The 26,273-nt window shown below is 41.9% G+C and carries 18 protein-coding genes; 13 read left to right on the top strand and 5 right to left on the bottom strand.

What is annotated here, in order from left to right:
• Positions 1-677: 677 nt before the first annotated feature.
• A protein-coding gene (locus ABH897_RS20475; protein ID WP_404592627.1) for an IS5 family transposase occupies positions 678-1,441 on the bottom strand; the annotation gives its coding sequence in 2 pieces (ribosomal slippage) (positions 678-1,102 and positions 1,102-1,441; 765 coding nt in all).
• Between the two features lie 83 nt (positions 1,442-1,524).
• Complete coding sequence (locus ABH897_RS20480; RefSeq protein ID WP_404592628.1) at positions 1,525-4,968, bottom strand: nSTAND3 domain-containing NTPase; 3,444 nt, start codon at positions 4,966-4,968, stop codon at positions 1,525-1,527.
• A gap of 412 nt (positions 4,969-5,380) precedes the next feature.
• Here ABH897_RS20480 and ABH897_RS20485 point away from each other — a divergent pair, with 412 nt between their 5' ends.
• The gene (locus tag ABH897_RS20485; RefSeq protein WP_404592629.1) at positions 5,381-5,557 is read left to right on the top strand and encodes a hypothetical protein; all 177 of its coding nucleotides are present in this window, start codon (positions 5,381-5,383) and stop codon (positions 5,555-5,557) included.
• 967 nt (positions 5,558-6,524) lie between these two features.
• Positions 6,525-8,693: a pectate lyase family protein gene (locus ABH897_RS20490; RefSeq protein WP_404592630.1), complete on the top strand. Its 2,169-nt coding sequence runs from the start codon at positions 6,525-6,527 to the stop codon at positions 8,691-8,693.
• 334 nt (positions 8,694-9,027) lie between these two features.
• Here ABH897_RS20490 and ABH897_RS20495 read toward each other — a convergent pair whose 3' ends face one another.
• The gene (locus ABH897_RS20495) at positions 9,028-9,423 is read right to left on the bottom strand and encodes a VOC family protein (protein WP_192512728.1); all 396 of its coding nucleotides are present in this window, start codon (positions 9,421-9,423) and stop codon (positions 9,028-9,030) included.
• Between the two features lie 427 nt (positions 9,424-9,850).
• On the opposite strand from ABH897_RS20495, the gene ABH897_RS20500 reads away from it, so the two are divergent.
• Both ABH897_RS20500 and ABH897_RS20505 read left to right on the top strand, forming a co-directional pair.
• A complete protein-coding gene (locus ABH897_RS20500; protein WP_134911621.1) occupies positions 9,851-10,078 on the top strand; it encodes a DUF896 domain-containing protein in 228 nt (75 codons plus the stop codon).
• Between the two features lie 67 nt (positions 10,079-10,145).
• Positions 10,146-10,544: a DoxX family protein gene (locus ABH897_RS20505; protein ID WP_404592631.1), complete on the top strand. Its 399-nt coding sequence runs from the start codon at positions 10,146-10,148 to the stop codon at positions 10,542-10,544.
• A 92-nt stretch (positions 10,545-10,636) separates the two neighbouring features.
• Here the strand turns inward: ABH897_RS20505 and ABH897_RS20510 are convergent, their stop codons facing one another.
• Positions 10,637-11,863: an MFS transporter gene (locus ABH897_RS20510; RefSeq protein WP_404592632.1), complete on the bottom strand. Its 1,227-nt coding sequence runs from the start codon at positions 11,861-11,863 to the stop codon at positions 10,637-10,639.
• A 197-nt stretch (positions 11,864-12,060) separates the two neighbouring features.
• Between ABH897_RS20510 and ABH897_RS20515 the strand changes: the two genes are divergently transcribed.
• From ABH897_RS20515 to ABH897_RS20550, 8 genes are all read left to right on the top strand, one after another.
• Positions 12,061-12,639 carry a TetR/AcrR family transcriptional regulator gene (locus ABH897_RS20515; protein WP_283654155.1) on the top strand — a complete coding sequence of 193 codons (579 nt, stop codon included), beginning with the start codon at positions 12,061-12,063 and terminating at the stop codon, positions 12,637-12,639.
• A 359-nt stretch (positions 12,640-12,998) separates the two neighbouring features.
• A complete protein-coding gene (locus ABH897_RS20520) occupies positions 12,999-13,721 on the top strand; it encodes a GntR family transcriptional regulator (RefSeq protein ID WP_044645014.1) in 723 nt (240 codons plus the stop codon).
• Positions 13,722-14,011: 290 nt separating this feature from the next.
• Entirely contained in the window at positions 14,012-16,396 is a 2,385-nt protein-coding gene (locus tag ABH897_RS20525; protein ID WP_404581237.1) for a phosphoketolase family protein, read from the top strand.
• A gap of 350 nt (positions 16,397-16,746) precedes the next feature.
• On the top strand, positions 16,747-17,403 hold the full coding sequence (locus ABH897_RS20530) for a PspA/IM30 family protein (protein ID WP_283656168.1): 657 nt from the start codon (positions 16,747-16,749) through the stop codon (positions 17,401-17,403).
• Between the two features lie 26 nt (positions 17,404-17,429).
• Positions 17,430-18,461: a TFIIB-type zinc ribbon-containing protein gene (locus ABH897_RS20535; protein ID WP_283654157.1), complete on the top strand. Its 1,032-nt coding sequence runs from the start codon at positions 17,430-17,432 to the stop codon at positions 18,459-18,461.
• Positions 18,461-19,252, top strand: a complete 792-nt coding sequence (locus ABH897_RS20540; RefSeq protein ID WP_404592633.1) for a TPM domain-containing protein — start codon at positions 18,461-18,463, stop codon at positions 19,250-19,252. The genes ABH897_RS20535 and ABH897_RS20540 overlap by 1 nt, the downstream gene beginning before the upstream one ends.
• A gap of 19 nt (positions 19,253-19,271) precedes the next feature.
• Positions 19,272-20,258 carry an SPFH domain-containing protein gene (locus ABH897_RS20545; RefSeq protein ID WP_283654159.1) on the top strand — a complete coding sequence of 329 codons (987 nt, stop codon included), beginning with the start codon at positions 19,272-19,274 and terminating at the stop codon, positions 20,256-20,258.
• A 329-nt stretch (positions 20,259-20,587) separates the two neighbouring features.
• The gene (locus ABH897_RS20550) at positions 20,588-24,328 is read left to right on the top strand and encodes an alpha-L-arabinofuranosidase C-terminal domain-containing protein (RefSeq protein WP_404592634.1); all 3,741 of its coding nucleotides are present in this window, start codon (positions 20,588-20,590) and stop codon (positions 24,326-24,328) included.
• 146 nt (positions 24,329-24,474) lie between these two features.
• Here ABH897_RS20550 and ABH897_RS20555 read toward each other — a convergent pair whose 3' ends face one another.
• The gene (locus tag ABH897_RS20555; protein WP_404581270.1) at positions 24,475-24,840 is read right to left on the bottom strand and encodes a cupin domain-containing protein; all 366 of its coding nucleotides are present in this window, start codon (positions 24,838-24,840) and stop codon (positions 24,475-24,477) included.
• A 220-nt stretch (positions 24,841-25,060) separates the two neighbouring features.
• Between ABH897_RS20555 and ABH897_RS20560 the strand changes: the two genes are divergently transcribed.
• Positions 25,061-26,146, top strand: a complete 1,086-nt coding sequence (locus tag ABH897_RS20560) for a DUF3626 domain-containing protein (RefSeq protein WP_044645007.1) — start codon at positions 25,061-25,063, stop codon at positions 26,144-26,146.
• The last annotated feature ends 127 nt before the right edge of the window (positions 26,147-26,273 follow it).

Here is a 26,273-nt window from a genome sequence, read left to right on the forward strand (position 1 = left end):
GCAAGGATCAGCCAACTCAAACTCAGGTGGGTAGAAACTGTTTGTGGGTGAACGACTTAACTGACAGCGCCATGATCCAAGTGATTTCGTAAGAATTACAATTATTTACAATATACCCGTTATATTCAATGACTTCTTTTAGCCTATCCGGTATCTTTTTCTTCATTGTATTTAAACTTACGCTTGTTCTTTCAGCCATTGTTCAGCCTCTTTGTGATGAATTCCGACTTTTGTAAAAAGGGTAATGATGTAATCGTTGATGTTAATGACGGCAATTTTGTAGATTTGAATATTGCCGAGGCCCTACAACACAACGTATTGGGGTAGCTACTGAAAAATCCATCATCTTCTCATTCAGTCCTATAAATACTAAGGACATGTTGATTATCTCCTGCTACCATGGATCCTAAGGTTGGAGAGAGAAAAGTATGTGATCCTTGTCATTAAATGAGTTACGAGGCTGATTGAAAAGGTGGGATGGAGGGGAGAGGCATGTAAAGAGTCCATGTATTGCTGAGTTCGAATGATACATATAATGAGGCCTCCTAATATTAAAATTAGAAATAGGGTCTCTCCAATTGGTCGCTTTTTGTTTTTGCAGCTGATGTTGAAGCTATGCTGGATTAATTTGATGCTCAAGTATTGGGATAGCACTCTACTAGGGCGTGTATTCAAACCTAAGCAAGCCAGATCATAATCGAGGCCAACGTCAAAAAAGCCTTGAAGGTGCATGTCAATTTATCAAAGCGAGTCGCTAGGCGACGGTAGTGTTTGGTTTTGTTGAAAAAGCACTCCACTAAATGCCGTTCTTTGTAGATTGCTTTGTCCCATTTTCGCTGTACTCGACGGTTTTTCTTGCTGGGAATCACTGGAGTCGCCTCTTGCTCTTCTAGGAGTTGGAGAATCCGGTTCGTGTCATATGCCCGATCGGCCAGAACTTGCTTTTGGGTTAAATCCATCGACTTCAGCATTTCATAGCCCATGACCGAGTCGTGACGTTGTCCGGCCGTCAACTCTAAGCGCAACGGATTGCCTAAAGCATCCACAATAGCGTGAATTTTAGTGGTCAGTCCGCCTCGGGATCTTCCTATGGCCTGGAGATACTGCCCCCTTTTGCCCCGGCTCCATGCTGATGAACACGAACAATAGTCGCATCAATCATTACACTTTCGAAGTCAGGTTCAATCGAAACATGCTCTAAAACTCGATCCCAAATGCCAGCGATTTGCCAGCGGCGGAACCGGATGTACACTGAGGACCAAGAAGGATAATACTCTGGCATATCGCGCCATGGCGCTCCTGTCCGGGCGACCCACAACATCGCGTTGAGCATCACCCGATTGTCTGTTCCAGGTCGATCTCCTTGTTTTTTTCGTTCCGGTGGCAGCACGTCTTTAATCTTTTTCCACTGATCATCTTGGATTTCGTATCGTCTCTTCATACTTCTTAATTTACCACGATTTAACTTTATTTTGTAGTTTGAATACACGCCCTAAAGAAAATAAATAAATTATCTGTACCGTATCATAGAATCGATGAATAATCCCCAGAACAAAATTTAACATGAACTTTCTCTAACTCCTGTATCAAACCTAATGTTTCTTCGTAGGCTCCGATCTCTTTCAACAGTTCAACGTCCTTGATTTTATAGACTGCAACTGACCAATTCTCGTTATGCTTATTGCAAATATCGCTATTATTCTTCAATTCCTTAAACTTACTTTTGCTTAGTTGTTTAGGATATGGGTCCCAATTTTTAATAAGATTTAGATGCTCAAACATCGATAACTCATCAGAAATGAAAGCAGTCGAAGAATGGGGAGTTCCGGAATCATCATAATAAAATTCGTATTTACAGAGAGCAAGATGATTTTTCACTCTGCTTTCTTCACTTTCATAATTAAGTTGATTTAAGTAACCTTCAATTTTGGGGCTAACATATAGTCGATTAAATTGGAAGGGGTCTAATTCTTGATACATTCTGTACATGCGCCCCTCCCAATCATAATTTTTAAAATAGTAGATTCCGAATTCAGCATAATAAATACTATTCTGAGTTCCTTTATCGTATTTAATTGTACGTTTTAATTTGTCAAAATTATTACCCCACACCTCTTTCCAGAACTCTTGACGGGATTCTCCGCCGGAATCTTCTTCATTCCTGTACTCCATGCATGTTGTAAAAGCATAACAGAAAGTGTAAATAGGAATGTGAAGGGAACGGACCCATTGTGAATCTTGGAGGATAAGATTTCCAAAGACAATCTCGCAAAGAACAGGATCGTTTTTCAAATAGTGATTGTATATATCGCTTGATAAAAATTCCGAGGCACGGATCACGGGTTCATCTAAATACATGAATGAACCAAAAGTTTCAGCACAGAAGCCGATTAGGTTAGTAAGTTTTGAATTTGTGTTTTGTTGGAGTAAATGTTGAATTATTATTATACATAAACTGCTTTCCACATCAGGAAGATTCTCGAATTCATGCAATGCTGCGAGAGACAGTGTAATTGATTCCCTTGTGTGTAAATAGTCATGAATATAGTGATGGCGATTGTTTTTAAGTATTTTTCTTAGTTCTTTTTTTAGAGAGGGTTGAAGATCGCTCTCAGTTATAAATTCTGAAATCTGCTCATCATCGAGGGGGATTTCATTTGGACCGAAAAGCCAATTTTCTGCATCTTCTTTTACAATTTCTAATGATTGTTCTTCTTCATCTCTATATATATTGTTGTCAGTTTTAACTATACTTTCTTTTTGCACTAATATCGGCTTTCGGCCGCATAAAGAGGCTATCTTTTCTCCAAATTGATTGGTGTATCGAAGGCCAAAATGATTGAGTATTTCTGGAATATTATCAACAAGCATATCAAGTTCAATATCCATACATAAATCATCAAGTAATTCTATTTCGGTCAACAAGATAGCTTTTAATTCTTTTTTTATTTTTGGGAAATAATTCTCATGGTAAATGCTATACTCATCTGGAAACACTTCCTGAAATTTTTCCATAGCCATGTAATGATACACACTAAATGCTTCTTGGTAAAATTGATTTATAATATCTCTGCCATTGAAATGCATTCCTTTTTTTATGCATCGAAATATAATATCAGGTAAGTTATGAAGATCCATATACTGCGCTTCTATATTTCCATGCCCCATAGTTAAACAGTAATTATTAATTTCATTTTCCAAAAAATTAAAGAGTGTGGGATGTAAATGAGGATCACAACAATGGAGCATTTGAAAGAACCTATGAAGTTCTTCTTCCCCATTAGGTAAATCATCTAATCCATCAGATTCCCAATTCCAACTGCCATCAGGTTCGGTATAACAATAAGGATAATCCACATAATGTAATATACATTGTTGCTCTAGCATTTCCGTAATTTGTTTGCTAGAGCTCTTAGAGAAATGTTCGAGTAGAAACTGAAGTTGATTGTAATAAGCACAGCGTTGTATAAGCTCAGGAATAAACTGTTCAGTATTTTCTTCAATATAATAATATAGAAAATCTTGTACAGAGGGCATATTGAACTTCAACAAAATTTCGTCTTCTTCATCACTATAAAAGGACTTAATCATTGTTTTTTCAAGTTCGGAGATACTGTCACTTAGCTTCTTTATCCCCATCCGGTTTGAACGAGTAGCTATATATTGTACATAGCAGCATTTCATATCTTCCAGATTCATGGGTGTTGAAGAAATTAGCAAAAGCAGGGCTACAATCTGCGCCTCTTGACTAAGTTCTAAAAAGATATCCTCCCAGAATGCACCAGGGTTATCGAAATAATCACATAGTTCAATAAAACACTCTTCTGCGGAAGTCTCTTTATCGGGTTCTTTATTTAGATAGAGTGCAAGTACCCGTGGGTTATAATTATCATGGTTTATTATTTGACTACAATTGTGAAAAAGATAAGTAACATGTTCATGTTCTAGGTTTGAGGCGTAGAGATGTTGAAATAAAATGTTGGCCTTTTCAGCATTACTATATTTCTCCATCGTACATATCAGAGCATATTTCTCTAACGTTTCCTTCAACATAGGTTGTTTTTGAAGTCCTTGACGAAGAATGTATTCTCTTGTTGTTAAGATGAGACGCTTGTTCTCTCCATAGTCTATTATACGTTGGATCAGTTTAATAAGCCGACTTTCATCTTTCCTACTAGTGTTTTCATTATGAAAAATACTTCCCCAGAAATCATCTAAAATAATGACTTGTTTCCTATCGTCCTCTAGCATATTATAAATATCCTCAATAGAATTTCCCCATATAAATCCGTCTAGATCCTCTGGTTGCAAGTATGCCAGTGCCATTAGATAAGCTATCGTGGTCTTTCCGACACCTGGTTCTCCAGAAATTACAATTACATGATTCTGTGACCATTTTTGTAATGCTTCGCGATAGATTTGCGTAGGGGCAAATTTAGTAGATGCCTTTATTGCTTCTTTAAGCTCTTCAGCCGATTCCCTGTATAATGAGCGGTGTATGGACTTTAGAAGGATTTTTTCTAATACATTAATGCTTGGTGACCAAAGTTTAGGATGTGCCCATTCTACCCAATGATAATTTGGTTCTTCCAATAACCGATTAATATCTGTCCTGCTCAAAATATCATCTCTATGTTGAATAGACTTTTCAAACAAATCTATAATTTGTTCTTTCTCACCTGGTTGAAAATCAAATGACACCCCCAAAATATATCGGTCAGGATTTAACTTACGCACCTTTGGTAGCTCGGAATTTTTTAAACTACGGAAAAGTTGCTTGAAATCTTTGTAGCGTTTTGCCTGAATAATAGTCTTCTTGCCGTGATTTATATAAGAACCATCAATACCTGAATCGCGCCCTTCCTTGTACATTTCTACAAAAAAGCCTTCCCTGATTTGAACGACATCACAAACGAGCTTTTCAAATTCGAGTGGCTCCAACAGTTCATGAAAGTTGTATTTTGGCATATCTATTCCTCCAGTTCCCTTGACAACCTATATATATAGTAATTTTACATTTATGAATCCAACTTTCAACCTACGTAGAAATACAGACCAATTATCAGTACTGTTCAAATGGGGAGTGCCTCGCCTCCATTTATGTACGCAAAGGCTACAACAAGTGCCTTGGTTGTCGGTTTTTCATTTTGTGTTATTAACGACCATAATCATAGACTGGAGGGACTCAAGATGTTTGCGAATCGAGAACAGCTTCAAGAAATATTCAAAAAAGCTAACTAACATGCACGCAAGCAAGCCAATGAGTCGAGTGCATCCATTTACTATATAAAGAACAATAAACGAGTTTGTGAGGGTGCAGAAGGAAATAAGTTCGAGATCATTTATGATGCAACTGGAAAACGACAGGAGTTTGAATATCATGAGTAAGCAAAAATCAGTAATGACGGTTTTTGCTGGGACAAATGGAGTAGGAAAAAGAACGCTCAGCATGCAGATGAGAGAAGGGGGAGGCGAACTACTTGCCTCCGATCAGAGCGAAAGCCGACGGCGGGGCAGTCCGAGAAGAAGTCTTTTAGATCAACCCACCAGCGAATAAGAGAAGGAAGATCAAGGCCATTCGTACGGAAGGCATCATGAAATGGATCAAGAAGAAGGGCCAAGAGATCGTTCAGGATACGCTTACTTACGCATTGCTGACCGAGTTATAGGCGGAAATTGAGTCGGAGGATCCGCTGATGACAGATTACACGAAGGTCAAACATGAAGTGTTGAAGCCTTAACAGATCGCTCAGAACCTTCCTATGATTAAATTGTCACACAATACTTCTTAATTATTTCGGCCAATTCCTCAAATGCGTATTTGTGATTGACCATGTCTACCGTGAAGTCTCGGCATGTTTAGTTTGGCTGACTTTCCCTCTAGCCTCCAGATCTCCTAACAATTTTTTAACAGTTCGTTTTCCCGCCGGAGCTTTTGAACATAGCGGTTCTGATCCGCATATTGGGCTCGTCCTCCCGCTGATCCAACAGACCTAATTCACCTGTTCTTGGTATTTATGCATTCAGCACTTCATCTGAACCTTGCCTTGTCTTCCCAAGTGAGCGTTAATCTGCCGATACGTCCAGTTTTCCTTAACGCGCAGGCAGATCGCTTCCAGCTGTAGTTCCTCTGAATACGCTTAAACTTTTGACCTTTTATCGCCATGAAAAATGCACTGGTTAGTGGGAAATTTTCCGTCCATAGGGATATTTATAAAATTAATTTTCAGTAAAAATAATCCAGGAAATATTTCGGATCATATGATATAATTTACAATATCGAAAGAAAGGGAATATTGACGAATTAGTTCGAAATTATGGGGAAGAGTCTTAATAATACCAATTTCTCCCCTTGAAGATTATTGATAGACGCTGGAGTTTGAATGTAAGTCTCATTAGTTTGACTCATGCATTGTGATATTTTTCTCATTATAAACACGGGGGGAGGTGAATCGAGAAACTTGACGGCTTTTTGATAACGGTTCAATGATGTATGCAACAAATCAAACTTGGGAGGATTAGAAATGAAAAAGAGGATTACGAATGTAATGGGCATTGTTTTATTGTTTTCACTTGCAATATCTTTAATAACAGGAGGATTGCAAAATACTACAATTTATGCTGCCGGTCTTTCGATCATCGACGATGGAGGCTGGAATGAAACTGCGTATGTAGAATGGTCACCTGAAAGCAATGCGGAGGGGTATAATGTATATGTTAAACCTGTAAGTGCGCCAGATTCTTACTACCAACAAATTGATAGTGAATTAATTCGAAAATACCCTTCCTATTGGAGAGCTGATGCCGTAGGCCTTGCAACTGGAGATTATGTAATGAAAGTTGAAGCCAGGCTACCAGGGGGTTCAACGGTAAGTGCTGTTTCAAATAAGCTATCCGTAGCGTCATATGATAGATCTGGATTTGCTTTCTCATCAAAATCGCTATATGGTACAGGCTCGGGTGCTTATAATGAAGACGGAACACTTAAGAATGGTGCCCAAGTTCTTTATGTAACATCCAAGACTGCACAAACAGTGACCCTCGATGTGAAAATCAATAGCTCAGGTCGTGTTCAAACAGGTGTTGGTCTAGGCGAGATTTTGGCATTAAGACAAAAAGGCTATGATACAACACCACTTGCAATCAGATTTATTGGGAAAGTTACAGAAGATGATATGAGAGGACAACTTAATAGCAGTGGATATCTTCAAGTAAAAGGCAAAAAAAATTATTCGGAAATGAATATGACGGTTGAAGGTATCGGAGACGATGCTTATGCTTACGGATGGGGAATACTTCTTAGATATGCTGGAAATGTGGAAGTGAGAAACCTGGGTGTGATGTTGTTCCCTGATGACGGTATTTCAATGGATACAGGAAATGCAAATGTTTGGGTGCATAATAATGATGTATTCTATGGATCTGCAGGAGGAGATGCCGACCAAGCAAAGGGAGATGGTTCCACAGACGTTAAAAATGGATCGACGTATATTACAATCTCTTATAATCACTACTGGGATTCAGGAAAATCGGCTCTGGTCGGCTTAAGTGAATCGTCAGAATTCTTTGTCACCTTCCACCATAACTGGTTTGATCATTCAGACTCCCGTCATCCACGTATAAGAGTGGCATCTGTTCATATATATAATAACTTCTTTGATGGAGTCTCAAAATATGGTGTCGGTGCTACAATGGGAGCTTCAGCCTTTGTAGAATCTAATTATTTTAGACATGCTAAATATCCAATGCTGAGTTCTTTGCAAGGTACGGATGCTTTAGGGGAAGGTACATTTTCGGGAGAAAACGGAGGTGTGATTAAGGCCTACAACAATAGTATAGTTGATGCTGCCAGTCTGATTTATGCAAACTCCAATAACGGGACAGCTCTGGCAAATGAAAACTCTTTTGATGCGTATTTAGCTTCGTCGAGAAATGAAACCGTACCAAGCTCATACAAAGCATTAAAAGGAGGAACAGCTTATAACAACTTTGATACAAGCGTCGATATTGGAGTAAACGGTGCTGACATTGATAACGTAAGCGATGTTGAACAAATTGTTACTGCAAAAGCTGGACGCCTGAATAACGGAGACTTTACATGGAAATTTGATAATTCCGTTGATGACACGTCGTATGCACTCAATTCAGCTCTAATGGCTAAAATAAAAAGCTACACAACTCAACTTGTATCTGTAGGGGGTAATTCAATCTCACCGGAACCAACACCGGGGCCAACGCCAGAACCAACACCGGGGCCAACGCCAGAACCAACACCAGGGCCAACGCCGGAACCAACACCGGAGCCGACACCAGAACCAACCCCAGAACCAACACCGACTCCTGTTCCGGTACCAACACCCGGAGAACAAGTTCATAACTTTACCATAGCTGGAACTAACAACGACTTCTTTGATATTAAAGGGGATCTTTCGGCAAACAAGGGAACTGTGGAGTATAATGGTGTGACTCTAACTCAATGCTTAAAAATCGAGAACTCAACCAGTATTGGGTTTACTACTACGGAAGCTTCAACATTAACATTAGTGTTTAATTCAGCAGACGGAACAAAAATCAAGGTTGATGGAACCGATTATCCAATGACTGATGGTATTGTCAGCGTATCACTTGCTCCTGGCGCACATACCATTACAAAAGATAATCCTACAAATCTTTATTACATGGAATTGGAATAGATTATCTGATGAGTTTTGGCTTGTTATGATAAAAAAAGATGTACTGCGGGACTACCCCCCATTGATGAGACAGGGATCAAAACACACTCAAGTTTAAGTGACCAGTTGCCGGAATTGAACCGGCGACTGGTTTATTTAGTTTTGTTTGAATGTGAATTGATCTGCACACGTTTATGATGGATTCTGTGCCTTGACTTGCTCTAAGTCTGATGAATGCTCAGGTCCTTTTCCGTAGCTGTATTGTTTACTAACAGGCTGCTCTATCGCATCTTGAACGAACATATAAAAGCCCGACCGTGTGAGGTGGTGCTTTTGTCTATGCGATTGTATAACTCTATTTTGCATGCTCATCTGGCTGATGAATACCAAAAATATTCCCTTCTGTGTCCATGTAATACCCTTGCCATGCCATTCCAGGCAGTGCATGCTTGGGCAGTGCAAGTTTGCCTCCAAGATTAAGAATTTTTGCTTCAGTAGAATCGTAATCTTCCACTCCCATAGTACATGCATAACCATTCATAGCCTGGCCGGGTTGGGGGGAAGCACCTTGACGTTGCATCAAGGCTCCGTTGATTCCGGGTTCATTTGCATCGCCTGTCACAGCTCCAAAATAAGGCGTTCCAGCATAATCACTCCAATCCTCAAATGTCCATCCAAATACCTCGCCATAAAACTTCTTAGCACGTTTCATGTCATCTACATGAATTTCGAAATGAACTAGTCGGCCCATGATTTCCTCCTATGTTTTGACTTCCTACATTTTTCTATTATTATACTTTCCTATTTCGCTAAATATATAAAATTCAATTGAAAATTTTTCGTGACTCAGGTGAGATGAAAAGTGTGACTACTTGTAGCTTAAAGATGACTTCTACGTTTTCCATGTAGACGATCACCTTTTCTACATAGCTGTCGATGAACTTCTTGATCTCAGGAAGGTTGCGGCTGGGGATGTGGCCCTGAAAGCCAGAAAGCAGTTGTCGCAGAGCATCCTCTGTGATGGCTGGCTTTTCTTTTTCTCTGTAAGCAGCCCAAGGGATGATCTTCTATTCTTTTGAATAAGTATTGACACGAATAAAAAAATGTTATATCTTTATATCAAGATAAATAAATTAAAGATATAACTGATCAAAACAATTAAATATGGAGGTATAGATATGATTACAATTTTAAAAAGAATTAATCAGCTTGCAAAAAAAGAAAAAGAAGTCGGGTTAACTGAAATTGAAAAAATTGAACAAACTGATCTTCGCAAAGAATACCTTCAAATATTTCGGGGTTCTATAAAAAGCATTCTCCTGAATGCTACTATTTATGATCCGCATGGAGACGATATTACTCCTGAAAAACTAAAAAAAGAACAGGCTCAAATAGTGCAGCAATGAACTTAATTTTATCCAATATCTTTAATTAAATAATCTTAAAATAAATATGATATGGAGAGTGATTTTTATGTTGGCAAGTGGATTGTTACTGGTACGTTTGGTAGTTGGATTGTTGTTGGTCGGGCACGGAGCTCAGAAACTTTTTGGCTGGTTTGGCGGCTATGGTCCAAAAGGGACCGGCGCTTGGATGGAATCGGTCGGAATTAAGCCGGGAGTATTCATGGCAGTGTTTGCTGGGGGGATGGAATTGCTGGGAGGAGCTCTATTTGCTTTGGGACTACTCACTCCATTGGCTGCATTGTTCATTACGGTGACTATGCTCGGGGCGATTTTCAAAGTACACGGCCAAAACGGGATTTGGGCAACAGCTAATGGCTATGAGTATCCGTTGGTTCTGATTGCAGTCGTCATCGGTATCGCATTGACAGGGGCAGGCTCATATTCCATCGATGCAATACTTAAATAAAAGATTATGAACCTTTATAACACAACATCCCCTATTCGTCATGTGTATCTTTAACTACTTAGACGAATAGGGGGTAACTTTTTGTTGTATGGTTATTCTGTCGAAGTTTTTTTTCGTGCGTCTCCATTCGTTTCTTTCTCAGTGAAAAAGTAAAGCAAAGCTAACAGCGGCAGGGCAACTCCAATGAGAGAACTCAAATTCCAACCTCCTTGCGCATAAGACCAACCGCCTAACGATGATCCAATGGCACCACCTACGAAAAAAATAGACATGAAGAGTCCGTTCAGACGCCCCCTCGCTTCACTTCCCAAGGAGTAAATCACACGCTGCCCAAGTACAAGATTTCCTGATACAGCCATATCCAGTGTAATCGCTGAAAGAAAGAGCAGTATAAGAGCAACTGTCGAATGGTTTTGAAAAAGATAGATTAGCAAAAAAGACAAGGCGGCAATGATCATGGCTAGCCCGGTTAAGAATTTGCTCCAGCCTTTATCGGCCAATCTTCCGGCTATCGGAGCTGCTACTGCACCGCCCACGCCTACTAAAGCAAACAATGCAATACCTTGCTGGGACATTCCGAAATCATCCGCTAATCGTAGAGGAACGACAGTCCAGAATAGGCTGAAGGCTCCAAATAGACAGGCTTGATATAGGGCACGGCGGCGCAATACGGGTGTTTGTTTTAAAAGAGTGCCCAGAGAGAAAATTAATTTGCTGTAAGCTACCGTAGGCGCAGGCTTGCGTTCAGGAAGAGCTCGCGAGAGCAGAATCGTCAACAGTGTCACGACAATCGCTGACAAAATAAATATGGCTTGCCATCCCCAGACGCTGGTTATAAAGCTTGCCACTGGTCGTGCGAACATAATGCCTAGCAACAGTCCACTCATTACATTCCCGACAACGCGGCCACGCTGCTCTTCAGATGCTAAGTACGTGGCATATGGCACCAGTATTTGGGCTACCACCGATCCAATTCCAATGAACAGAGATGCGGTCAGGAACAACGGCGCATTGGGGGCGAATGCGGCTGCGAGCAATGCACCGACTGTAATCACTAACGATACGACCATGAGGCGTCGATTTTCAATAATGTCACTGAGCGGTACGATAAACAGCAATCCCACAACATAACCGACTTGAGTTAAAGTGACAATGAAGCCCGCTGCTGTGGAAGAAAGGCCCATAGCAACATGGATAGGCCCTACAAGGGTCTGAGCATAATAAAGATTGGCGACGATAAGGCCGCATGCGGCCGCCAACAGAAACATCATCCAATTTGAAATACGGTTACTTTCTATGGCTTGTTGTTCTCTTTGCATGATAATCCTCCTCGTAATTGTTTAGGGAAAAATAAATACTGAACGTATAGTTCATTAATTCGATAATCAAATAATATACTGAACGTTTGGTTTTGTAAATAGGTAAATTCGTTTTATTTTTACTTGATATTTGATATACTGAACGTACAGTTTATTTTTTTGTATTTACTTACATCTAAGAGGAAGGGGGGGTTCCAGTGCAGAGTAAACGAGGACGTCCGCGTAATGTCGAGACGCAGAATTCTATCCTTACCGCTTCCTATGATCTACTGTTGGAGCATGGCTTTGGAGCGGTTACGGTGGAAAAAATTGCTGAACGAGCCAAAGTTAGCAAAGCGACCATTTATAAATGGTGGCCTAACAAGGCTGCCGTGGTGATGGATGGTTTTCTGTCAGCTTCCATAGCAAGATTGCCCGTACCCGACACGGGTTCTGTATTAGATGATATTCTCATTCATGCTACGAATTTAGTTCGGTTCTTGACAAGTCGGGAGGGTAAAATCATTACGGAGTTAATAGGTGAAGGGCAGCTTGATTCAGGATTATCGGAGGCATACCGGACGCGGTATTTCCATCCTCGGCGGCTCGAGGCCAGGCTTCTTATGGAGCGGGGGATTGAGCGTGGGGAATTGAAGAAAAATCTCGATATTGAATTAAGCACAGATCTCATTTATGGACCGATTTTTTATCGATTGTTGGTAACTGGTGATCCATTAGACGATTCCTATGTGCAGCAATTAGTAATGAATGCGTTCGAAGGAATTCGCTTGGACTGAATCAAGACTAGAGAAACAAAGAGGATATTCTAATCAAGTGCCCTTCTAAATGTTTCAGGTAGAAAAGTGACGGTACCGACTTTGGCGCAGGGTGACGCTTTCGTCGGTGTCGTCGCTCTTTGGGGTTGAAAGGGGATGACTATCTGCCCTTAAAGAGAGAAAGGATCATACTCTGCATGAACATGATGCATTGCAGTGGTATGATGTATGTGCAATCATGGTATTATGCATAGAGATGTATAGTAAAAGCAAGCTATCAGATGAAGGCTCACTCTACATACGTAAACAAACATGAGATGGAAAGAACAAGTTATGGTAAACTATATGAAGTTATAGAAGACCTGGAAGAGGAGTACGATATGACACAATTTGTCTATAAGCAAATTATTGACGATCTTAAGATGAAAATCTTTGCTGGTAAGTTTGCAGATATGAGATTACCAGATGAACGTAGTCTTAGCGAGACGTACCAGGTGAGTCGTAGTTCCATTAAACGTGCTCTGACTAAAATGGAGAATGTAGGAATTATTTTCAAGAAGCGCGGTTCTGGGACATTTATTAATCCATTATACATAAGGAATGAATCTATCTTTAACTACGAAGGCTCTAATCTAGGGGTCACTGATAATTTTCAAATGCATGGTAAAAAGCCTAAAATCAAAGTATTGAGTTTTGAGGTCATTCCACCAACAGAAGAATTACAACGCGATTTATTCTTGGAGACTCATGATTTTGTTTACAAAATTGTTCGCTTACGTTTGTTTGATGATGATCCTTTTATGATTGAAACGGGCTATATCCCTATTAAAATTGTCCAAAATTTAAATCAGACGATTATCGAGGGGTCGATTTTTAATTATTTGGAAGACTCGCGGAACCTGGCCGTCACTAAATCTTTTTTATCCATTTTTGCAGAGCCGTCCCAAGCAGACGATCAAGAACTACTGCATTTGAAGGAAAATGAGCCCGTAGGCATCATGGAAGGTGTTTTCTTTTTAGATAATGGCACGCCATTTGAATTTTCTCATATGCGATTCCATTACAAATATTTGAAATTCAACACCTTCGTATCGGTTCATTAACGATGAGACTGGAAAAATTTCCAGTCTTTTTTTTATGCTTTTGAAAAAAAATCTGATCATACTATGGATAGATTGTAATAAAAAAACGCGGTTAAAATTTCCATTTATTTTAATGTAAGAGCTTTTTTACTGTCTTTTTAATTATATTTCATACTATGTTCAAAATTTCACAAAATTGGACCGTATCATTTGTTGAAAAGGTTGAATTTAATCGACGCAGCGTTATGATGTACATGTGGATGAAATTTCCGGAATAAATTACAAACAAAATTGTTTAGGGAGTGGACATCATGTCATTATCACCTGTAATAGTAGATTACTCATCTAAAGCATATTTGGAAAAACTTGATGCATATTGGCGTGCAACGAACTACATTTCGGTAGGCCAACTTTATTTAAAAGATAATCCTTTGTTAAAAGAACCATTAAAAGATTCGGACGTAAAGATTAAGCCTATTGGACACTGGGGCACCATTCCTGGCCAAAACTTTATTTATGCACATCTAAATCGTGTTATTAATAAATATGATTTGAGCATGCTTTACATTGAAGGCCCTGGTCACGGCGGCCAGGTTATGGTTTCAAATTCATATCTCGATGGAAGCTACACTGAAATCTATCCGCAAATTACACAAGATATCCCGGGTATGAAGAAATTATTCAAACAATTCTCGTTCCCTGGCGGTATTGCTTCACATGCCGCTCCTGAAACACCTGGATCTATCCATGAGGGTGGAGAATTAGGTTACTCCCTTTCTCATGGGGTGGGTGCCATTTTAGATCATCCCGATTTGATTTCTGCTGTTGTTATTGGTGATGGCGAAGCTGAAACTGGCCCATTAGCCGCTTCGTGGTTCTCTAACAGATTTATCAACCCCATTACTGACGGTGCAGTGCTGCCAATCTTACACTTGAATGGCTTCAAGATTAGTAACCCAACGATTATGTCTCGTCAATCGAAAGAAGAATTGACCTCATATTTCAAAGGCTTGGGTTGGGAACCATTTTTTGTTGAAGGTGAGCATCCTGATCAAATGCATCCAGAAATGGCAAAAGTATTGGATACCGTAATCGAAAAAATTGAAGCTATTCAAAAGAATGCGCGTGAAAACAATGACCTTACTCGCCCAGCATGGCCGATGCTTGTCTTCCGTACACCTAAGGGCTGGACGGGTCCAAAAGAATGGGATAACGTACCTAATGAAAATTCATTCCGTGCCCATCAAGTTCCAATTCCTGTTGACCAAAAAAATATGCAGCACGCACCTGCTTTATTAGAATGGCTGAATAGCTATAGACCAGAGGAATTGTTCGACGAAAATGGCCGTTTAAAACCTGAGATTGCCGAAATTCTACCTACAGGCGATAAACGAATGGGGATGAACCCTGTTACGAATGCGGGTAACCTTATTAAAGACTTGCATTTACCAGATTTCCGTAACTATACACTGGATAACTCTGTTCCTGGTAAAGTCATTGCACAGGATATGTCGGTTTTAGGGAAATACGTTAAAGATGTGGTTCTTTTAAATGAAGAAAATCGTAATTTCAGAATCTTCGGACCTGATGAAACGATGTCTAACCGCTTAGCTCCTGTTTTTGAAGTAACCAAACGCCAATGGATGGACCAAATTATTGAACCTAATGACGAATTTTTGTCTTCTTATGGTCGTGTTATTGATTCCCAATTATCCGAACATCAAGCAGAGGGCTTGCTGGAAGGTTATGTGTTGACTGGTCGTCATGGTTTCTTTGCAAGTTATGAAGCCTTCCTGCGTGTGGTTGATTCAATGATTACTCAACACTTCAAGTGGTTACGTAAAGCAACGGATCAAGGATGGCGTGCAGATATCCCATCATTGAATGTCGTAGCAACTTCAACGGTGTTCCAACAGGATCATAATGGGTATACACACCAAGATCCAGGTTTGTTAGGTCACTTGGCTGATAAAAAACCGGAATTTATTCGGGAGTATCTGCCAGCTGATGCCAACTCCTTACTGGCTGTCTTTGATACCATTTTAAACGACCGTCAAAAGATCAATTTGATCGTTTCGTCTAAACACCCACGTCCACAATGGTTTACTGCTGATGAAGCGAAAGAATTGGTGGATAAAGGGTTGAAGATCATTGACTGGGCAAGTACAGATCAAGGTGGAGAACCTGATCTTGTCATTGCTTCTGCCGGTACAGAACCAACGATTGAAAGCTTAGCTGCGATCTCCATTTTGCATGAGAAATTGCCTGAGCTGAAGATTCGATTTATCAACGTGGTAGATTTATTGAGATTGAGAAGTCAAAAAATAGATCCTCGTGGATTATCTGACGCAGAGTTTGATCATTATTTCACAAAGGAAAAGCCAGTTGTTTTCGCTTTCCATGGCTATGAAGGTCTAATCAAAGATCTGTTCTTTGATCGTCACAATCATAACTTGTATGTGCATGGTTACCGTGAAAATGGTGATATTACGACCCCATTTGATATGCGTGTATTGAATCAAATGGACCGTTTTGACTTAGTGAAGGAAGCTGTTCTAAACTTACCTGACGCCGGGAAGTACACAAGCATTGTGGCTGAAATGGATGCTATGGTTAAGAAACATAATCAATACATTCGTGAAGAAGGCATCGACTTACCAGAAGTAGAAAACTGGGTATGGAAAAGCTTGAAATAAAAAATAAAGTCCACTTTAACATTATACAGGACAAGCAAGTGTGAAGTGGAATATATGATTAGTTACTGCGGTGCAAGTGCCTGCCCCCCGTGTCTTAAAGTATGATTTCCACGGGGATCAGGTACTTTTTTTGATTTGGTTAGCTGTACTTTTGCCTATGCAGCGGCGAGGTGTTATCTTATATGAAAATAGTAAAGGAGGCTGTTCATATGAACTGGAAAATTTAGGAAAAGGTATTGAATGATGGCGTTAAAGTGCCTGTTATTGGATTTGGAAAGGGAAATGAACCCTTTTTTCCGAATTTGATGTATTATATGGTAGGAATGCAGTCTTTTCGAAGGGAGACCATGATGGGGATTCTGTCGAGATTTAGGGATATTATGAAAATGAATGTTAACGCCTTATTAGACAAGGTGGAAGATCCGGAGAAGACAATTGAGGATTACATGCAGAACCTGAACATCGACCTGGGCAGAGTGAAAGCGGAAACCGCTTCGGTGTTGGCGGATGAGAGAAGAGCGAAAAGAGCTTTGGATGAATGCAGAGCGGAGATCAAAAAGCTTCAGAATTATGCTATGAAGGCAGTGGAGGCTGGCAAGGATGAGAACGCTCGAAAGTTTCTGGAGAGAAAGGCAACGCAGGTGGAGAAACGGGGACAATTCGAAACCGCTTATGACTTGGCTTCATCAAACGCCGCAAGTATGAAACAAATGCAGGATAAACTGGTGTCTGATATGGGCCAGTTGGAAGCACGGCGCATCAAGCTAAAAGGGAAAATGGCGGTTGCCAAAGTACAGCAATCATTGAACGCCATGGGCGGCCAGGATTCCGTATTCGAAGCTATGGAAGAGAAGGTTAATCGGGCATATGATGAAGCAATGGCTATAGCCGAGCTTAGAGCAGGGACGCAGGACGATCTGGATGATTTATTCGCACAAGTTGAGAAAAGCACGAACGCAGAAGATGAATTGGCTGCGATCAAAGAAAAAATGAAAGATCAGAAATAACAGTTCTTTATGATAGAGGTGAGCAGATGCCGGTTATCGAATACAAATGCCCAAACTGCGGCAGTGGCATGGTCTTTGACAGTGAAACAGGAATGTTATCCTGTCATAGTTGCGGAAGAAAGGACAATATCGAGTATTTTCCAGATCCTCTGACGAATCACATTTTTTCAGAAGACGAGGCTCAGGAGTATCATTGCACCAGCTGCGGAGCAGTCATTATGACTGAAGTGGAGACAAGCGCGACGGTTTGCAGCTTTTGCGGATCAGCGGTTGTGCTTGGCGAACGACTGACAGGGGAGCTGGCCCCGGCGCAGGTCATTCCTTTTTCGATCAGTAAGGAAGAAGCTATGCAAGCTTTCCGAAAATGGTGCAAGAATGGCCGTCTGACGCCGAATCGGTTCATGACAGCAGATCGAATCAAGGGAATCACCGGGATGTATGTGCCTTTCTGGTTATATGAATTACATAATAAAATTGAGGTTCAGGGTCAGGGCAAAAAAGTGAGAACCTATACAAGCGGGGACTACGAGTATACGGAAACGCAGCATTTTGATGTATACCGGAAAATTCGTCTGAATTACGTGAAGGTTCCGATTGATGCCGCGGAGAAAATGAACGACGAGCTGATGGATAAATTGGAGCCTTTTCCTTACGATCAGCTAAAAAGCTTTAAAACCCCGTATCTCGCCGGCTACATTGCGGAGAAATACAGTTATAACGACGAGGAGCTCTTCCCGCGAGTAAAAGAAAAAGTGAAGGAATATATTGATGCTTATATTCAGTCTTCGGTGTCGGAATATACTGCTGTGGACTATACGGATAAGCAAATAGACACAACACGAAAAAATGCCGACTATGTCCTGCTCCCGGTATGGGTAATACACTATGACTATAATAGGTTGGAGCATACGTTTGCCATGAACGGTCAGACAGGCAAGGTAGTCGGCAAGCCTCCGATTAGCAAGGTCAAAGTGACTGCCTGGTTTGCAGGCATTTTCGGTGTCTCTTTCCTTTCATTGAAGCTAATCACTTGGGTGATCATGGGGGGGATGTTTTAATGAAAAGGGTTGGACTGATCCTGGCAATCTTGTTTTTCTTCACTGCTTTTCTAGTCGTTCCTGTGGAAATGAAGGCCGAGGCGGCTACAACGGAATGGAAGTCCTTGATTTATGATGAAGCGGGTCTGCTTAATCAGGAAGAGTATGATGAATTGAACACGATGGCTAATCAATACGGGGCCGAAAGAGAAACGGACATTATTATTTTTACCTCCAGCAATTCCGACAATATGGATGTTATGAAAATGACGCAGGACTTTTATGATGATCAGGGACCTGGATATGACAGGACTCATGGAAATGCGGTTATTTTAACGCTGGATATGAGAAATAGAGAGATTTATTTGGCCGGATTTTACAAAGCGGAGCGGTATCTGGATGACGACAGACTGGATAAAATACGTGACGAGATTAGCCCGTACCTGACGAGCGGTAACTATGAGCTTGCATTCCAAAAATATATTTTAAGTGCGCACAGGTATTTGGGAATCCGACCAGGGGTGAACCCGGACAGTATATTTTATAGTATTGCGTTTCAATTGGTGGTTTCACTGGTATTGGCGGGGATTATCGTGGGTAAGATGGTTTCCAATTCTGGCGGCCGCGTTACGGTAAATCGGCAGACCTACGAGGATGCAAGCACTTCAGGGATTTTGGCTCATCGGGATCAATACCTCCACACAACAACAACGAAACGGAAGATCGAAAAGAGTAGCAGTAGCAGCGGTTCAGGCGGAGGCGGAACCACCAGTGGCGGTCATTCGCATAGCGGCAGCAGAGGTTCATTTTAACTGAGGGGATGGGAACAGAATGTCGTTCTTTAGAAACCAATTTGCGAACGTTGTAGAGTGGGAAGAATTTAGAGATGATATGATTTTTTGGAAATGGAGCAATCGGGAGATTAAAAAAGGAAGCAAGTTAATGATCCGCTCTGGTCAAGACGCGATTTTCGTAAATAACGGCAAGATTGAAGGGATTTTCGAGAATGAAGGATCTTACAATATAGATTCTGAGATTATCCCGTTTCTGTCCACGTTAAAAGGATTTAAATTTGGCTTTAACAGTGGCATGAGGGTGGAAGTTTTATTCGTCAATACGAAGGAGTTTACCGTGAAATGGGGGACGCAGAATCCGGTATTGATCCCGACTCCCCAGCTTCCAGGCGGTATGCCTATCCGTGCCAACGGCACGTTTAATTTTAAGGTGGACGATTATGTTACGCTCATAGATAAGGTTGCCGGGATGAAAGACAGCTATCTGGTGGAGGATGTTAAAATCCGGATTACTTCTGTGCTGGATCAGTTGTTAATGAAGTGGATCAGCAGAGAAGGGAAAGACATGTTCAATCTGCAAGCGAATGCTTCCGATATTTCCAAAGGCATTCAAGAAGATCTGGATATGCAAGTGATGGACAACGGGATGACGATTACAGGCTTTCACGTGATGAGCTTCAATTATCCTCAAGAAATTCAGGATATGATTACGAAGACGGCTTCTCATGAAATGATCGGTAATTTGCAAAAGTATCAACAGGTCACGATGACGGACGGTATTGCATCTGGCAACGTAAAAGGCGGCGGCGCTGCTTCGGATATGGCGAGTATGATGATGGGGATGAATATAGCAAACGAAATGATGAAAAATTTGAATCCCAACCAAAATCCTCCGGCCGAGCCTCAACCTGAATCTGCCGCTCCTTCTCCTTCTGGAGACCATAAAAAGCCCAATTTCTGTCCTAACTGCGGTGTGAAAAACGAAGGAGCTAACTTCTGTCCGAATTGTGGTCAGAAACTCTGAACGTGTAACCCATGAGGTCGGTTTATTTACGAGTTGAAAATAAATTTGTTTGATATTGAATAAGTGGTTAGTCCCAAGGAGTGAATATTGACTAAATCTTTGGGGCAAAAAGTTGTTTCCAATAGAGAATTAAAGCAGTTCATCAATGGAGTGAGAAATTTACCCTAACAAGGATGGTATATCTGAAAAACCGCTCATTGAGCGGTTTTTTTGTCACTATAAAGGATTGAAAAATGTGGGCAGGATAAGGTACTATAGCTATATAGTATATATTTATATTAATTAATTAGTTTTTACATTAACAAAATATATGTATAGGAGCAACGAAGATGACCAAATTCCAAGATCAAATCATTGCGCGGTACAAGTTTGAGGATGCTGGGAACGTAGGCAAAGATAGCTCAGGGCAAGGTAATGACGGGGTTGCTTCTGGCACAGTAGCACCGACAATCTCCAATGCCAGCGGCAGAATGGCTTTAACGCTTGAGGGAGGTCCTAATGGTACATCGTATATACAGCTTCCTTCCGATCTGCTTAAAGATGTAAGCGATAACACGGGTGCCACGGTGACTGCTTGGGTCAACTTCGGTAGATTCACGGATATGTGGGAACGTGTTTTTGACTTTGGCAAAGCCCATACAGGGCCTTATATGTTCATGACACGGAATCTGCGCGGGACTCTTTTCGCCGAGGCAGATCTGGCTGTAGATCCGGGGAGAGGTTTTGTCCGGGATGAGTGGATGCACATAGCCATGTCCGTGATCGGCACAAAAGGCGGCACATTAAGCAGTGCGGGTCCGGTTGTGTATGTGAACGGCGAAGTCGTAGCGGACGGCTCCATCAGCCAAACCTCCAGCGGCAACTATGCCAAGCTGCGCAAATGGTTTGAAACGTTTACAGACTCGTCCAACTACAGCAACAATTTTATCGGTCGTTCCCAGCATGCAGCGGATGTGGATTTTTCCGGTTCCCTATCGGACTTCCGAGTTTATAAAGCAGGCTTGTCAGCGGATGAAGTCATTGAAGTCATGTGCGATTCGTTGACAGACGAAGAGGTTGTGAAGCTCGCTCGTGATAAGTATTTGTCCTTCCCAACGACGATTGTAACCAAGGACTTGTCCCTGCCAACGGTCCTCATGGGCGGTAGAGTAGAAGTGACCTGGAAATCCAGCCACCCTGAGATACTCTCTGACAACGGTCAGGTCCAGACAATTACCTCCTCACAGGGGGTAACTGTGACAGCCTTCTTGACGAAGGGCCAAAGCTGTATTGAAAAAAGTTTTGAAGTATCCGTACTTCCAGAACAGCTACCTCCTTACACTTTGACCATTCATGGAAATAGGGAAGTCATGGATATCAGCGAAGTGATGTACGGCTTGTTCTACGAAGATATCAATAACGCAGCGGATGGCGGAATTTATGCGGAGCTTGTTCAGAATCGTTCCTTCGAGTCCTTCGTGTTCGATACCTATTCCCATGCTTCCGGCGAATGCGGCTGCTCTACGGGGCGTAACCGTAATCCTTTGTTTGCCTGGTCTGGTGATACGGACAAGATGAATCCGCAAAATAGCGGCGGATTAAATGAATTTCTAGGCGCTAAAGACAAAGATGTGAACTCATATTATGTGACGGTAGCGGATGGTGCAACTATTCGGAATAAGGGCTTTTCGGATTCTAACCAGAATTGCGCCATGTCTATCCAAGCGGGTGACAAGTATGATTTCACCATCTGGGCGAAGGCTGAGTCGGCGGGCACAATCACGCTACAACTGCAAGACGCAAATGAGAAGGGGATTAGTGAGTCGTTAACCGTACAGGTGGAGGGCGGCAACACGTGGAAGAAGTACGGTATAGATTCCAAACTGGTGCTGACAGGATCGGCTACGGTTCTGGGGCAACTGGCGCTGACGTTTGACGGTGAGATTTCGATAGATATGGTTTCCTTGTTTCCACAGGATGTGTGGGGTGCAGGGGAGGAAGCCCGATCCCCATCGGCACACGCCAACTTCCAAGGGAATCCCAACTATAGACTGAGAAAAGATCTGGTGAACGCGCTGTTCGATATGCATCCGAAGTTCCTGCGTTTTCCGGGCGGTTGTATCTCTGAGGGTTCGTTTATATGGGAAAATGTATACGACTGGAAGGAATCTATTGGCGATATTGAGCTGCGCAAGGAAAATTTTAATGTATGGGGCTATATGATGACCATGGGCCTTGGTTATATGGAGTATTTCCAGTTGGCCGAAGATCTGAATGCGGCTCCGCTTCCGGTTATGGCCTGCGGCGTTCTCTGCCAAGCTCGTTCCGATTACGCTCATCCGGCTGGTGGCGCATTAAGAGAGTATTATATCAAGAACTTTACGGATCTGATCGACTTTGCGATTAATGTGGATTTCGAGAACAATGAATGGGCCGCCATGCGTAAAAAAATGGGCCATGCAGCTCCGTTCGATCTGCACTATCTGGGTGTAGGGAACGAAAATTGGGGCGTCGAGTTCTTTGCCAACTTTGAAGTGTTCAAAACGTCTATTGATGCGTACATGGAGGAAAACTATCCAGGCTATGAGCTGCATATCATCTCCACGGTTGGCGCTCAAGCAGACGACGATGCATATCAGCAGGGCTGGAAGTTCCTGAGTGGAAATATCACCGGTTCGGCTAAGGTCGCTTTTGCAGATGGTGCCCAAGTGACCGAAGAAACCGTGACCTGGTATGAGAAGCAAAAAAATTACATGGACACCATTGCAGATGAGCACTACTACCGTTCCAACGAGTACCTGCTTCATAACGCGGACCGATATAATTATTACTATAGAGCGTATAACGCAGACGGCAGCATAGACTGGAAGGAAACGTCCAAGGTGTTCGTGGGTGAGTATGCGTCTACGGATAAAAATACATTGGCAGGCGCAGTAGCAGAGGCAGCGGTGATGACGGGCTTCGAAAATAATGCCGATGTCGTTCTGTTGGCTGCCTATGCGCCGCTGTTCAACAAGGTGCTGACGGACGGAACCTATAGATGGACCCCGGACTGCATCTGGTTCGATGACGAAACGGTGTGGTTTACGCCAAACTACTATGTACAGCAAATGTATGCTAAATATTTAGGCAATAAAGTATTGGCGACCTCTTTTTCCACTTACAAAAACGGCAAGCCGATAGACCTCATTCCTCAGGGTGGAATTGAGATCGCGACAGGCAACGCCGAAGTGATTGTCAAGCGTGTGACTGTCACTTCCAACAAGGACGGCTGCGTGCTGCTGGATCAGGATTTTACCCAGGAATGGAATCCGGCTTGGCAGGTCATTCCGGGCTCCGTGGGATCTACGGTGGAGGCAGGCAAGGGGCTTGTCCTCAAAGCTCAAGCCAGCGGTCTGAACGGCCTGTACATTTTGGACGACCAATGGACGAATTATAAGGTGGAGGTTGTGGCTTCCCGTATTTCTGGCACGGACGGTTTTTATGTGGGCGCAGGTCTTACGGATATTTCCGCAGAGAAAAAGGACGTGGTCGAATATGCCGTTGGCTATGGCGGCAAGGCAACGGGCGTGAAGGTTTACAAGCAAGGGGTGGAAGGCTATACCTTAGGTGACTACTCTTCCAGTACTGCGGCAGGCAACCTGAGAGCGGCCAGCTATGAAGAGCTTGCTGACAACACGGATTACACCATCACGGTGAATTACGGCGGTGAAACGGGCAACAGCCTGATCTGCTCTTACACCGACGGAGTGACAAGCAGCAAAGTGCTGGACTACAAGCTGGAAGCTTACAACAGAGACGTGTTCAACTCGGTGACCAAAGATGCTGAGCATGTATATGTGAAGCTTGTGAATGCCGACAACGTGGATAAGGCAATGCAGTTGAACCTTCAGGAATTGAGTGTGGAGTCCAGTGCCAAGCTGATTACATTAACTGGCGATGCTTCTCTGGTTCATGTACCTAATGTGAATAAAAAGAATGATGAGAAGGTTCTACCTACCGAGCAGCAGGTTTCGCTCAGTAATAACGCGATCCTTCTGCAATTACCCGCTAACTCGGTGAATGTACTGATGTTGGATCTTAAAGCATAGGCAAACTGAGGCACGCAATCATGGTAGAAAATTTGAAAAACCCGCTCACTGAGCGGGTTTTCTTTGGATGAAACTAGTGTTAAAAAAGTCCTAGACTCCCGTAGTTTTAACGATGTAATCGAACGAGTTCATTATTCTAACAGACGCTATATCCAAATATCATTGGCTGCTGTTAATTCGGACTCAGTCCCGCCAGTGTTAACTAAACCTCTAGGCTCCACCAGCATGATATGGCATTCCTTTTCGGCGAAAGGTTTGTGCTCGACTCCCCTTGGGACAATAAACATCTCGCCCTGGGAGATTTTCACCTGACCATCGCGGAAATCAATGAACATCTCCCCTTCGAGCACGATAAACACCTCGTCAGTATCTTGATGATCGTGCCATACAAAATCCCTAACAATCTTGACGAGCTTAAATTGATAGTCATTCATTTCGCCAATAACTTTCGGAGACCAATGATCGTTGAACTTAGATAATTTCTCATTCAGGTTAATAGCTTGGTAATGGATACTAATCCCTCCGATTCCTTTACCTCCATTATACCATTAACGAGGTTTAGGTATTATGAAGATAATACAGTCAGAATGTTGTCAGAAGAAAATAAAGTATTAGACTGTCGCTGTTTTATTGAACTAACGTTCCCCGTTAATTTAATAACTCTATCTGCAATTTCCCTTACTGTCCATCATGTATTATGATTCTATAAAAAGGGAAGGGACTCTTCTGCCCATGGAATTATCGAGGTCTCAGCAATTAGCTCAAGAGTATATAACAAATTACGCAAGAAGCCGCAAAAATGAGGTGGAGCAAACAATTAGGGAAATCCTTCAAATGTCCAGCATCGAGCTGAAGACATTTGAAGATGCTATCACTAAACTAAAATCTCATGCAAGTATTGCGCTACACTTTCACCCAGATAGATTAGATCCGACCATGAAAAGCGTTGCTGAAGCACTACTTGAGCAGGGAATTTATAAAAGCCAGTTTGAGACTTTCCTATCGAATGGAAGTGTATCAGCATTTTCAGGTGGTGAACGTGACGTTTGGGAGAATAAAATGTTTGGCGGAGCGTACCAAATAAATGGCTCAACCAATAGCGAACGGCCCAAGTATGGGGCACTCAATGTCATGTTACATCCCGATGGACCTGCTCCACGTTTTGGATCATGCTATTTCCTTTTATCCACTGAGGTCTCTCATCGTTGCACTTATACTTATTTGGATTCTCACCAAGACCCCAAGGAAAAGGGGACGTATGAGGAATTTGACCTCATTTTGGCTGCTCTCATGAGGGATGCGTTCTATAGTGATTTTGCCATTGGTGAAAGAAATCTGACGGTTCGAAAGTTAATCGACCATATGCTCGTCAATCTTGAGAAACCATTCCAAAATCCATCAAACAAAGAGCCCAACCGAAATCTTAACCACTATATCGAAGCTCAGGTTCATGGTGACATTTTTCTTAAAGAAGACGTAAAGATGCTTGTTGCCGATCCATCATTTAAGGGCACCCATACAGGACGAATCTTAGAACAGATATGTTTAAAGTATTCAGTTGATCTTTACTGGCATATGGGCTTTACACTTTTGGTTGATGAGGTTCCTATGAATTTTAGAGGTCCTTCGATGCCTTCACTAGCCAAAAGAATTGCGCAAAGTGATTTTATTGATGTAAATATGATTGGCTCTGCAGCTATGGACTTGAAACGAAATCCAAGTAATTGGAGCGATAGAGGAACCTACAAAGAAGTTCTGCAAGAATTAAAATTACTCTGGCATGTTTTAGTGAGATATGGAAAGCCAATGGAAAAGTGAACAATTTTCCGTGAAGATGGAGCAATTCTGTACCCTTCTCCTTCAGTCACTAACCTGCCAGTTAGCGTAATAGGAGGTTACCAGTCTAATACTTTATTTTCTTTTAACAGATGTTGAACGTAACTTT

The organism is Paenibacillus sp. RC73 (assembly GCF_044908085.1).
GTDB lineage: Bacteria > Bacillota > Bacilli > Paenibacillales > Paenibacillaceae > Paenibacillus > Paenibacillus terrae_A.